9 protein-coding genes are annotated in these 11,806 nt (G+C 59.2%); 1 reads left to right on the top strand and 8 read right to left on the bottom strand.

The features are described from left to right. Positions 1-36: 36 nt before the first annotated feature. From HCG46_RS08305 to katG, 5 genes are all read right to left on the bottom strand, one after another. Complete coding sequence (locus HCG46_RS08305) at positions 37-609, bottom strand: GDYXXLXY domain-containing protein (RefSeq protein ID WP_055658523.1); 573 nt, start codon at positions 607-609, stop codon at positions 37-39. Beyond that, on the bottom strand, positions 606-1,967 hold the full coding sequence (locus HCG46_RS08310) for a DUF2157 domain-containing protein (RefSeq protein WP_209009418.1): 1,362 nt from the start codon (positions 1,965-1,967) through the stop codon (positions 606-608). The genes HCG46_RS08305 and HCG46_RS08310 overlap by 4 nt, the downstream gene beginning before the upstream one ends. Positions 1,968-2,391: 424 nt before the next feature. Continuing rightward, the gene (locus tag HCG46_RS08315; protein ID WP_168685709.1) at positions 2,392-5,031 is read right to left on the bottom strand and encodes a DUF3141 domain-containing protein; all 2,640 of its coding nucleotides are present in this window, start codon (positions 5,029-5,031) and stop codon (positions 2,392-2,394) included. A gap of 9 nt (positions 5,032-5,040) precedes the next feature. After that, a complete protein-coding gene (gene fabI, locus HCG46_RS08320; RefSeq protein WP_023000033.1) occupies positions 5,041-5,805 on the bottom strand; it encodes an enoyl-ACP reductase FabI in 765 nt (254 codons plus the stop codon). 275 nt (positions 5,806-6,080) lie between these two features. Then, positions 6,081-8,252, bottom strand: a complete 2,172-nt coding sequence (gene katG / locus HCG46_RS08325) for a catalase/peroxidase HPI (protein ID WP_023000032.1) — start codon at positions 8,250-8,252, stop codon at positions 6,081-6,083. A 251-nt stretch (positions 8,253-8,503) separates the two neighbouring features. Between katG and HCG46_RS08330 the strand changes: the two genes are divergently transcribed. Further along, entirely contained in the window at positions 8,504-9,427 is a 924-nt protein-coding gene (locus tag HCG46_RS08330) for a LysR substrate-binding domain-containing protein (protein WP_075284260.1), read from the top strand. 21 nt (positions 9,428-9,448) lie between these two features. Here HCG46_RS08330 and HCG46_RS08335 read toward each other — a convergent pair whose 3' ends face one another. The 3 genes from HCG46_RS08335 to HCG46_RS08345 all read right to left on the bottom strand — a co-directional run bounded on the left by HCG46_RS08335 (position 9,449) and on the right by HCG46_RS08345 (position 11,721). Beyond that, the gene (locus HCG46_RS08335) at positions 9,449-10,627 is read right to left on the bottom strand and encodes an MFS transporter (protein WP_209009420.1); all 1,179 of its coding nucleotides are present in this window, start codon (positions 10,625-10,627) and stop codon (positions 9,449-9,451) included. 137 nt (positions 10,628-10,764) lie between these two features. Then, positions 10,765-11,430 carry a class I SAM-dependent methyltransferase gene (locus HCG46_RS08340; RefSeq protein ID WP_168685712.1) on the bottom strand — a complete coding sequence of 222 codons (666 nt, stop codon included), beginning with the start codon at positions 11,428-11,430 and terminating at the stop codon, positions 10,765-10,767. Positions 11,431-11,574: 144 nt separating this feature from the next. Beyond that, positions 11,575-11,721, bottom strand: a complete 147-nt coding sequence (locus tag HCG46_RS08345; protein ID WP_023000028.1) for a hypothetical protein — start codon at positions 11,719-11,721, stop codon at positions 11,575-11,577. Positions 11,722-11,806 lie beyond the last annotated feature (85 nt).

Below are 11,806 nucleotides of genomic sequence, written 5' to 3' on the forward strand. Positions count from 1 at the left end.
CACCTGACGCGCTCATACCGCCAGAATGGCCGAAGGTCAAAAGATCGCATCAGACCGGAATGCTTTTCCATCCACCAGCAGGTTTACCGGCAGTGACCGGCCGTCTTCGGTCAACGAGATTTCAAGAAGAATGCGCGATGTGTCCATGCGTTCGATTTCAAGTCCCTCGCCCTCGGGCAGGAAGAAGGCATCGATACCGTAGTCCACCCGTATTTCGTCACCAAGGACGGAGCGAACGGTACCGGCGATCGCCAGATCACCGGCGTCAGCTCTTTCCTTCGCGATCAGGACCGGCACCGCAGCACCCGTTCCTTCTGACTTCAGACCGACGAAGATGCTGTCTCCCGACTGGACCTTGTCAGCTCCGGGCACCGTCCTGGAAATGGTACCGATCGCAAGATTGATCACCACATAGTCGCCACGGAGCAGGTCTCTCGGGTCAACCGGCACCACGGCAAGCGAAACAGCGGTTCCGCTGTGTTGCACGTCCAGCCGGTCGAACAACGGGATTGAGATGAGGCCAAGCTGGATCAGGGCCAGAAGTCCCCAAAGCAGCCATTGGGCGCGGGACTGCGGTTTTGAAACGGGAGTTGCAGTTGCCGTGGTCATTCCTGAACCTCCCCGGTGACGTCACCTTGTTCCGGCGTCCGGCCACCGCGCCTCATCAGACGCGCCAGCCAAAGGGCCATTCCCAGCAGCAGAACTCCTGCCACCAGGAAGAACAGCGACTGCCCCAGCAAACTGCCGATGGTGACCTGAAGCAGCCAGAGCGCGACCGCAGTCAGGCCGAAATAGGCACAAAGCATCCAGAACCTGTTGTTATACCATGTCCCCAGCGCGCACAGACCGATTAGTGCGGCCAGAACAAAGGCTGCAAGCACGAGAACGTTGGCTGTCAGAACCGGCATCAGCACGGCCACGAGCGCCAGGCCGGTTGCCCCGAAGAGCGCCCCCGACTTCACGGTCTTGTAGGATAGCAGCAGGCCTGTCACCAGGAGAGCCAGAGCGACGGCCAACGGCACCATGGCAGGGAGTGTTGCAAGGCCGCCCAAGGTCGGTTCATCCGCAACCTCGGGAACAAACACGAGCGCCAGGACGACCAGCACCGACAAGACCAGAATACCGACATCCTGAAGGGACCTTGCCATCAGCCAATGCCCATGACTGCGCGTCGGCCGGTCGCTTGACCACTTCACAAAAAGATCGGCAACGGGATCGAGCAACATCATCGCGGCCGCCATACCACCGGTTCCAGCTAGGAACATTGCAGTGATGAAATCATCGCTGGAGCTCATCAGTTCCGCTGTTTCGCCAAACCAGCGGCCATAAGTTACCCAGAGCAGCGAAATCGCGGCCCAGCGCGAAAGCCGTGCGGGATGAACGACCGGATGTGCAAACACCGCGACAAGAAGGAGAAGCCCGATCAGATCTTCCATCAGCGGTGCCGAACCGAATTCGGACCGCATGACCTGCCAGGTTATGGCAGCACCGGCAGCGACGATCAGGGATGTTTTCGAACCGGTGAGCCACGCGGCAGCCAATGCACCGAGACAGACAAGGAAAGCACCACCGGGCCAGTCGGCAGGCAAGTGGAAGATCTGTCCGACCAGCGCCATGCCACCGAGAAAAACCAGCGTTGCAAAGCCAGTGGCAAGATCCGCGATACCCTTGCGCCCTCTTGTAGCGGCAAAGGCCGCAAGACCGTTGCTCGCAACGACAAGCAATGCAATGCCGACGAGCTTCACGGACTTCGGGATAGCTCCCCAGTTTGCCGCAATGAACGCCAGCAGCGCCAAAGCCACGCAGACCATTCCAATTCCGGCAAGGGCCATGGGCAGGCGTGAACGACCGTCGTCCTGTTCCTGCTCCTTCAATATGGCCGTTGCACCGGCAGAACTCACCCAGCCCTTCTCGACCCAAAGTTCCAGGTCGTCCTTCAAGCGTTTCTTATAGGCCCAGTCGAACATGCGGCTCCGCCAGATTTCTCTTCATTTTTCTCTCGCAGCAGGGTTTTCCCTCACCCAGGTACACGGGTTCCCAACCGCGAGCGGCTCTGCTTCGGACAAGAAGTAGGCATTCGGGTGGCGAATAGGAAGTTTGTCTTTCGCCATCACGCAGGAGCGTAGCGAAAAATGTAATAAAAACAGAGTTCGAAATTCGGCAGCTCAAATTCCTGCCGGAAGCAGCGTTCCGGCACTTGTGAGCAGCACCGATCTTGCTATGCTTAACGGACAAATCCGGCGGTCGGACATCGGCGCCACCCGTGCCGGATTGCCGGAAACATGTCTTAGCCTGCTAAGCGAAACACCGTTTCAGATCAGAGCCAAACTCCAAAAATAATTCCAGGGGGGCTCTGTGGGGGCGTCCGAGAGGCCCGGACGCCCCCTATTATTATTCAGCCGGTTCCTGCGGTTTTTTCGCACTGCTGCGTGATTTGCGTGGAGCCGTCGTCTTACGCGCCGCTGCCTTTCGCGTTGCAGTCTTGCGAGGAGACGATTTGCTCGGCACTGCCGCAGCTGAAGCCGCCCTAACGGGAGCTGTCCGCGTTGGCGCCGACTGCGCGGGGGCCTTGCTCGCCGCCTCTTCCTGTGCCGCTCGGGCGTCTTCCTTGCCCGGCTCGACGACTACATCGGTCACGGCAAGGGGATCTTCCGTGATGTCTCCCGAAACAGGCGGCAGGCCCAGCACCTTGTGGAACTGCTGCAGCGTTTCCAGTGTATGCGGCGTCATTTCGTCTATTGCACCGGGAATGAACCGCACAACCTTGGCCGCAAGTTCCCGCTCTTCCGGGGTTTTCAGAAGCTTTGGCAAGGTTTCGATTGCCAGTTCGGGGGCAAATTCGACGATCAGCGTCTGTTCCTGAAGAATGAAGCTGCGTTCGTCCGCATTGAGCGATTTGAACGGTTCGTCCTGTGTCAGGACACGGGCTGAGCGTTCCAGACGGTCGCGGCGAACATTGCCCCGGCTATCGGCAAGCAGGATCAGCATACGGATCACCGCTTCGCAGAAACCGCCTTCCTCGATATGCATCAGGGCTGCCTGTACCGGCGGCAAGCTGCGCAACTCGTCCTTGCGCTTCAGCGTCCGGCCCGGTTGCTTGGTCCGGCCGAACCAGCGCATGTAGGGCGTACCCCAGATGGAATAGAAGAGGTTCTCATAGGCTGTGTCGCGCAAATCCCGGAAAAGGTCCATGGACTGCTCGATCAGGGCTGCATTGACCTTTTCCAGTTCGACAAACGGATTGCCTGCAGCGGCCGGAGACCTTTCGTTCCTTGCACGTTCGGCAATGCCAGGCAACCAGCCGAGAGCCGGATTGAGGCTGGAGAACAGCGCACGCTGCATTCTGAGCGGATGGCTCTTGCGACGCAGATCTGCGCTCTGCTCGGTGACGAAAGCCTGCACGAAAGGCCGTACGCAAACATCGTAGAATTCGGCCTGCTGCTCGGATGCACGGGCAACAGCGGCAAAGGGTATTTCATCGTCCCGGCCATCATCGATCTTCGTCAGGTCTTCCATCTTGCGCTCATGGAAGCTGACCGTGAATTCCCGCTCCAGCAGCGGGCCTTCATAGTCGTCGATGGTCATTTCGTAGAGGCCTGGCGCCAGCGCCTCGATTGTCTTCAGTGTCGAGGTGACTTCCGTGTGCTCCTTCTTCGCAATCTTGGAGGACACGAAAATGCCGAGATGGCCGACCTGTTCGTGGACCATATAGATGATCCGCTGGCCACGAATGGCGATTTCCCGCTCATCCGTGTAGGTGTCGATGATCCAGTTGAGGGCCTGCTGCGGCGGTGTGATGTTGTCGCCATAGCTGGCGAAAACGATGATCGGCGCGCGAATATGCTTGATGTCGACGTTTCGGCCGGGCTCAAGCTGTGCCTCATTCTTGGAAAGACGGTTGCCGACGAAGAGCTGCTCGACGATCCACTTCATCTCCGCTTCGTTCAGCAGGAAATACCCGCCCCACCAGCGTTCGAACTCCAGGAAACGCTTCGGCTCGGTGTCGACCTTGGCATAGAGATCGTAGTACTTGCCGAAGTAGTTCCGGGCCGGATTGAGCAGTTCGAAGTTCTGCACGATGTCGGCGCCATCAAAGATGCCATGACCAAGGTCGGAGTAATACATCGCGTTCCAGGTCCCACCCAGGACACCGGCATTGTAGCGCATCGGGTTTTCACCGACCCGGCCGGACCATGTGGACACAGGCGCCCCATTGAGGATGACCGGCCCGGTCAGATCCGGGTTCATGGCAGCCAGCAGCAGCGTCGCCCAGCCGCCCTGGCAATTCCCGGTCACCACCGGGTTCGGAGCTTCGGGGTGAAGCTCCATGACCTTGCGCACGAAGGCCGCCTCGGCATGGGTGACGTCCGCCAGTGTCTGGCCTTTCTCCGGCATGCGCTTGAAGGCAACGAAGTAGACCGGGTGACCGTCATGCAGGGCAACGCCCACCTGACTGTCCGGTTTGAAACCGCCGATCCCGGCTCCGTGTCCGGCCCGTGGATCGATGATGATATAGGGCCGTTTCCAGGGTTTCGGATCACGGCACGGCAGATCTGCGGGCGGAATGATTTTCAGCAGCATGTAACAGCTGGGGCGCGGCAGATCGGCACCATCCAGAACCACTTCATAATCATAGATCAGGACAGGTGGACAGCCGGCCTCTTCGTGATCCAGGAAGATGTCACCGCGCTGACGAAGCGTGTCCATTGTGAGGACCATGCGCTGGGCCGCATCCTTCCAGTAGTCTTCCCAGGCCTTGTATAAAGATCCTTTTTCCTGCGCACCGCCCATCGCTTCCACGGCTTTGCCGAACTCGGAAATATTCGACTGCCAACGGGTCTTGTGATCGTCCGAGATCCGGGTCAGGTGCTTGGTCAGTCCCCTGCCCATCAGTTCCGCAAGGTTGGACAGCTCCGTCGCCTGGGCCTGCAGTGCCGTAAAACGCTCCGAAGGCCCCCAGGCGGTGGCATCATGCAGCGATTCCAGAAATTCGTTCTGGCCTTTTTCAAGCGCGTCAAAAATGTCCTTCATCAGGACCTCCTATCCAAGAATGCTGTAGCCACCGTCGATCGGGTGCACTGCCCCGGTGACGTTGAACGCCTCCCGGCTGGCAAGAAAGGCGGCATAGGCCCCGACATCGTCGATCGTGGCCAGTTGGTGTGTCGGCGCGCGCTCAGCCGCGTCGTTCAGTAATGCGTCGAATTCGGCAATGCCCGATGCGGCACGAGTCTTGAGCGGACCTGGCGACAGCGCATGGACCGAGATCCCCTTCGATCCGAGCTCGGCTGCCGCGTAGCGGGTGGCCGCTTCCAGCGCGGCCTTGACCGGACCCATGACGCCATAGTTCTCGACGACCTTCTGCGCGCCCATGAAAGAGACTGTCATGCAGGTACCACCATGGGGCATGAGCGGCTCGGCCCTTTTGATAAGCCGCAGGAAGGAGTGGACGGAAACGTCCATGGCCAGCGAAAAGCCGTCCGCGGAACAGTCGATCACACGGCCGTGCAGGTCTTCCTTTTTGGAGAAGGCGATGGAATGGAGCAAAGTGTCGAGACGGCCCCATTTGGCCTCAATCTCGGAAAACAGCGCATCCATCTGTTCGGTATTACGCACGTCGAGCGGGGCAATGATTTCCGCATCGAGCTGTTCGGCCAGAGGCCGCACGTAGGCTTCGGCCCGCTCATTCAGATAAGTGATCGCCAGATCTGCTCCCTGCGCACGGAAGGCCTTGGCGCAGCCATAGGCGATGGACTGATCGTTGGCGACCCCGACAACAAGGGCCTTGTGGCCCGTCAAATCAAACATATGCGCACAGCTCCCGAAACCTTGGGCGGCCAGGACGGAGGGAAACCGGCCGACCACCACACTTCGCTGTCTCAAGCGCAACCTGAAACTGCTTCGCAGTGCAACATAAACCTTGTGACGGAACAATGACCTTTTCAAGGAGATAAGGGTTAGTGCTGATGAAAATGATCTGCTGCAGCGCAAAATCAGCACCGGACGGAAAGCCCGCCCAAAGAAAACGGCGCCCCGGGAAACCCCGGGGCGCCGCCATCTGTCTCAAATTGCAGATACCGTCCTTAGATCAGGTCGAACCGGTCTGCGTTCATGACCTTGGTCCAGGCTTCAACGAAGTCCTTCACGAACTTCTCGTTGTTGTCGTCCTGAGCGTAGACTTCCGCATAGGCCCGCAGGATGGAATTGGAGCCGAAGACCAGGTCTGCGCTGGTTGCGGTCCACTTCAACGTGCCCAGCTGACGGTCGCGCACTTCGTAGGTACCGTCAGCAACCGGATGCCAGCTGTTGGCCATGTCGGTCAGGTTGACGAAGAAGTCCGTGGTCAGGGCACCTTCACGGTCGGTGAAGACACCATGCTTGGAACCACCGTAGTTGGTCCCCAGCACGCGCAGGCCGCCCACCAGGACAGTCATTTCACGCGCGGTCAGGCCCAAGAGCTGTGCACGGTCGAGCATCATCTCTTCCGGGCTGACAACGTATTTCTTCTTCTGCCAGTTGCGGAAGCCGTCAGCGAGCGGCTCCAGAACTTCAAAGGACTCTGCATCCGTCTGTTCGTCGGTTGCGTCACCGCGGCCCGGAGCGAACGGGACAGAGACGTTGAAGCCACCTGCCTTGATTGCCTGTTCCACACCAAGATTGCCGGCCAGAACAATGACATCGGCAACCGAAGCACCGGTTTCGGCAGCAATCGGCTCGAGCTTGGCCAGAACCTTGGCGAGGCGTGCCGGTTCATTGCCTTCCCAGTCCTTCTGTGGCGCGAGACGGATGCGCGCCCCATTGGCACCACCACGCTTGTCGGAGCCACGGAAGGTCCGGGCGCTGTCCCATGCGGTTGCGATCATCTCTGCAGCGGTCAGGCCACTGGCTGCGATTTTCGCTTTCACGGCGTCCACATCGTAGGAGGTGGAACCAGCCGGGATCGGATCCTGCCAGATCAGGTCTTCAGCCGGAACGTCCGGACCAAGGTAGTTGACCTTCGGGCCCATGTCGCGGTGGGTCAGCTTGAACCAGGCACGAGCGAAGCAATCGCGGAAATAGGCTTCGTCAGCCATGAACTTCCGGCAGATCTCGTTGTAGACGGGGTCCATCTTCATGCCCATGTCGGCATCGGTCATCATCGGGTTCCGGCGGATCGACGGATCAGATGCATCAACCGGCTTCTTGTCTTCCGGCATGTTGACCGGTTCCCATTGCCAGGCACCAGCCGGGGACTTGCGCAGTTCCCAGTCGTAGTTGAACAGGTAGTCGAAGTAGCCCATGTCAAACTGGATCGGGAATTGCGTCCAGGCACCTTCGATACCGGAGGTGAACGCATTGGAAGCCTTGCCACCCTGTTCGGTGTTCGCCCAGCCGAAGCCCTGAGACTCAACACCGGCGGCTTCCGGCTCGACACCAATTCCTTCGGCAGACCGGTTGCCGTGGGCCTTGCCGACGGTGTGGCCGCCACAAGTCAATGCCGCGGTTTCCTCGTCGTTCATCGCCATGCGCTTGAAGGTTTCGCGAACATGCGCTGCGGTTCTGACCGGGTCCGGCTGGCCATTCACGCCTTCCGGGTTGACGTAGATCAGGCCCATGTGGATCGCCGCAAGCGGGTTCTCCAGGGAGGTCGCATCATCGGCATTTTCAAAGCGATTCTCGACCGGTGCGAGCCATTCCTTTTCCGAGCCCCAGTAGACATCGGTTTCCGGACCCCAGATGTCTTCGCGGCCGAAACCGAAACCGAAGGTTTTGAAACCCATGGATTCGTAAGCCATGTTACCGGCCAGAATGATCAGGTCGGCCCAGGAAAGCGCGTTGCCGTATTTCTTCTTGACCGGCCACAGCAGACGGCGGGCCTTGTCCAGGCTGGCGTTGTCGGGCCAGGAGTTCAGCGGAGCGAACCGGATGTTGCCGGAGCCCGCGCCGCCGCGGCCGTCCTGCATGCGGTAGGAACCGGCGGAATGCCATGCCAGGCGGATCATCAGACCGCCGTAGTGACCCCAGTCAGCCGGCCACCAATCCTGGCTTTCGGTCATGAGCGCACGGACGTCGGCCTTGACTGCCTCGTGGTCGAGACCCTTCACGGCTTCACGGTAGTCGAAGTCGGGGTCCATTGGATTGGTGCGTGCACCGCGCTGGTGCAGGATGTCGAGGTTCAACGCATCCGGCCACCATTTCGTTACCGGCTTGTCCATCGCCGTGTTGCCGCCGTGCATTACAGGGCAACCGCCTGTCTTTTCCACCTTAGCGTCCATAACTCTCTCCACTGTCATCTGAAACGTTCGATTATTCGGGCCGCGTGAGACGCCCGTGATATCCGCAAGGCCCGTATGGGCTCGGGACAGATCGGTTTCCTCAAATCTCCCAAAATCTCCGCGCACAAAAATCAACCGGCATCGCAAGGGGTGTTTGCATGCCACCTGATCTCGTCTGTGCAGATTGACGCTAGCAAAGGCAATCGATCAGAGGAAGTTGAATTTTCTGATAAGTTCGATAAGTTATTCTTATGATCAATATCACCCTCAAACAGTTGCGCTATTTCGAGGCCCTCGCCCGGCACGGTCATTTCGGCAAGGCAGCCGAGGCCTGCGCCATTTCGCAGCCGGCGCTGTCCATGCAGATCAAGGAAATGGAGGAAGTGCTCGGCGCGAGCTTGTTCGAACGCGGGGCCAGACAAATCCGCCTGACACATTTTGGTGAAGTTGCCGCCGAGCGTGCCCGCGACATCCTGCGGGCCACCGAGGAGCTGGGTGACCTTGCCAGGGCATCACGCGAAAGGCTTGTCGGGCGGCTGCGCATCGGCGTCATTCCGACTGTCGCCCCCTATCTTCTGCCGAGCGTTGTCGGAGCATTGACCAGGAGCTATCCGGAGCTGGACATTCATGTGCGCGAGACAGTGACGCCGAACCTCATCGACGAGCTGGACGAAGGCCGCCTCGACACGGCCATTGTGGCCTTGCCGGTTTCCGAAGGCACACTTGCGGAAACGGCCCTTTTCAGCGAGCGCTTCGTGCTGGTGCGCTCGGCGCGGGAAGCCAACGCACCAATGCCGAGCGCCGACAGCCTGCGCGAGATGCGGTTGCTTTTGTTGGAGGAAGGCCATTGCTTTCGCGATCAGGCCCTGTCCTTCTGCAACCTGCAATCCGGCCCACCGCGCGAAGTGCTGGACGCAAGTTCCCTTTCAACGCTTGTCCAGATGGTCAGTGCGGGGATGGGTGTCACCCTGATTCCGGAAATGGCTGTTCCCGTGGAGACACGTTCGGCATCAGTTGCGATCTCGCGTTTTGAAGCCCCCGAACCGACCCGGACAATCGGCATGGTCTGGCGTAGAAGGAGCCCGTTGGCAGGCCAGCTCACCGAGATCGCTGATATCGTCAGACGGTCAGCAGAAGGACTGACGGCCTTGCGAGACCAGCCGGCTATCAGCTGATCTTCCACCCCATGCCAAGTGTTACGACTGCGTGGCGGCGCGCCGGAATGTCATGACGCCCAGCACTGCCATTGCGCCGGCAAGGCCAAGCAGGACGGCCCTTGCGTCGTCTCCAGCTGCGAAGATGGCGACGATGAGGCCAGCCAGCGGCTGCGACAGATTGTTGAGGCAGATGATCACACCGGTTGTCTTGCCGAATTCCTCCGGCGGTATGATCTCCTTGCGCAAGGTGCGTACATAGATGTTGAACATCTTGTCGAACCCGGAAATCAGCAGGAAACCTGCCGCATAAATCAGCGGATGGGCTCCAAGGCCTGTCAGCACGGCCCCCGCGCAGATCAACCCGTAAGCCGTAACGCCGAGGGTCTTCAGGCTGAGCGCAACATGTGCGGTCAGCGTCAGGACGGCAAGTGTCGCCAGGGCTCCGCCGACCTGAAGCCAGGCGTAGACCTGTTCGCTTTGGCTGAAGAAGCCCGTCATCATGGCGGCAGCCGTTGCCAGCGTCGCGCCAATGATCAGGTTGACGCCGGCGGCCTGCAGGATTGCCCGCGTCAGGCCCGGCAATGTCCAGACCAGCTTGAGCGCGTGATTGAGGTCCGCCAAGGGATGGCGCGAAACACGCCTGCCTGGAGCGTCTTCCATTCGCGCCTGACCGGGCCAGAAATAAAAGGCTAGATCGGCCAACACAAACAGGACCGTTGCCAGCACGACCACTGCCTGCCAGGGCCAGAACGCCATGAGGTAGGCGGCGACCAACGGACCGAGCACGACGCCCATTTGCGAGGCGAGCTGTCCGTAACTCGCCACTTTTTCGAAACGCTGGTCGGAGAAGGCACGTACAAGCACCATTTCCAGCGCCAGCATGCCCTGCGTCGTGAAAATGCCGACGACGGCAGAAAGCCCGATCAGCCACCAGACCCCACCAAATGCAAGCTGGCCGGCTATACCGACAATACAGGCCACAGCCCGCAGGATGCGGCTGATACGCAGCAGCAGGATCGGCGAGAACCGGTCACACAGAATGCCTGCGACTGGAAATGTCAGATAGCGCGGCAAGGTTTCGAAGAAGAAGGCAAGGCCGGACCAGGCGACATCGCCGGTTATCTGGAAGATCACCAGCGGCACCAGAAACAGGAGGATCTGGTCGGCCAGAACCGTCAGGAACATGGACGCGAAAAAGGCGCGGTCGCGGACGAGCATTTGCAGCTTTCGAGGGAGCAAGTGTGGCGAGACAGATCACACCTAGCACTCAACACCCCTCATCTGCAAGTCGCTGCAACCGGCCAATTCAATCGATTTAAGAAATATCCGGGACGCTTCTTTTTCTGCGCCTCCTGTCAGAGCTTCCTTGCCACGACAAAGCGGCTGTAGGGTGCAGGATAGGTTCCTGTCTCGATGATTTCGAACCCTGCCGACCGGATGCCGTCTTCCAGTGTGTCGAAGGAAAAGAAACGGACAAAAGGCGCCTTGCCAACCAGTTGCATCACCTTGACGAGGGGAGCAAACAGCCACGCGCGCCTTTTCAGGCAAACGGTCTTGGAAATGTACAGCCCACCCGGTTTCAGGAGATGATGAATGCGGGACAGTGTATCCTCGGCGTTTTCCACCAGATGCAGGAAGTTGTAGGCAAGGATGGCATCGTACCCGGTTTCCCCCGGCTCGACCTTGTCGTTGAAGACATCGGCAACGGCAAACCTCAACCCTTGCGGATGATCTTCGGTGTCCGGCCCACCCTTCAATTTCGCCTGTGCAATCTCGATCATGCCGCCGGCGAAATCGGTCGCAAGATAAGACCTGACATTGCCGGCCAGCAAAAGCGCCGTCGACCCTGTGCCGCAGCCCAGTTCCAGAACACTGTCCTGCGGCCCCAGATGTTCCGTCGTACGCTCCAGCGTCTTTTCGTAAGCTTCCTGGTTGCGGATGGGAGACGCAGCATATTTGCGCGCAGCCTTGCTCCAGAAACCGGCAGATGACGGCATTTCATTGGTCCATGTTGTCGCCATGGCGAATAGTCCATTTCTAACAGATAAGCGGGAACGGCAGTAACCGGTCGAACCTGGTCCGACTGCAAATATGACAGCCGGCACGCAGTTATCCGTGCTTCGAAACAGCTTCGAAGCACAGGCTGCTTGAAACTCCCGTACCCGCTATTTCTTCTTCTTGCGACCGCCGCGCAGACCGATCTGATGAAGAATGTCGCGGCCGATATCGCGGCCGCCAGTGGGTGAAGCCAGGAACTCCAGAACCGAAAGAACGATGTTTGCCAATTGGATCATCAAAGATGACGGGCTCATTGGCGTCTCCTTTCGACAAGAAATCTACTTGCTTCAGAAATGAATGAGAATTGCCGAATTCTGGCTAGTTGATATACATATTTGC

Source organism: Labrenzia sp. PO1 (genome assembly GCF_012273635.1).
GTDB lineage: Bacteria > Pseudomonadota > Alphaproteobacteria > Rhizobiales > Stappiaceae > Roseibium > Roseibium algicola.

Bases quoted from the DNA above. Each gene is read 5' to 3' on its own strand.
- HCG46_RS08305 (WP_055658523.1), bottom strand. From the start codon at position 609: ATGACCACGGCAACTGCAACTCCCGTTTCAAAACCGCAGTCCCGCGCC.
- HCG46_RS08310 (WP_209009418.1), bottom strand. From the start codon at position 1,967: ATGTTCGACTGGGCCTATAAGAAACGCTTGAAGGACGACCTGGAACTT.
- HCG46_RS08315 (WP_168685709.1), bottom strand. From the start codon at position 5,031: ATGAAGGACATTTTTGACGCGCTTGAAAAAGGCCAGAACGAATTTCTG.
- fabI (WP_023000033.1), bottom strand. From the start codon at position 5,805: ATGTTTGATTTGACGGGCCACAAGGCCCTTGTTGTCGGGGTCGCCAAC.
- katG (WP_023000032.1), bottom strand. From the start codon at position 8,252: ATGGACGCTAAGGTGGAAAAGACAGGCGGTTGCCCTGTAATGCACGGC.
- HCG46_RS08330 (WP_075284260.1), top strand. From the start codon at position 8,504: ATGATCAATATCACCCTCAAACAGTTGCGCTATTTCGAGGCCCTCGCC.
- HCG46_RS08335 (WP_209009420.1), bottom strand. From the start codon at position 10,627: ATGCTCGTCCGCGACCGCGCCTTTTTCGCGTCCATGTTCCTGACGGTT.
- HCG46_RS08340 (WP_168685712.1), bottom strand. From the start codon at position 11,430: ATGGCGACAACATGGACCAATGAAATGCCGTCATCTGCCGGTTTCTGG.
- HCG46_RS08345 (WP_023000028.1), bottom strand. From the start codon at position 11,721: ATGAGCCCGTCATCTTTGATGATCCAATTGGCAAACATCGTTCTTTCG.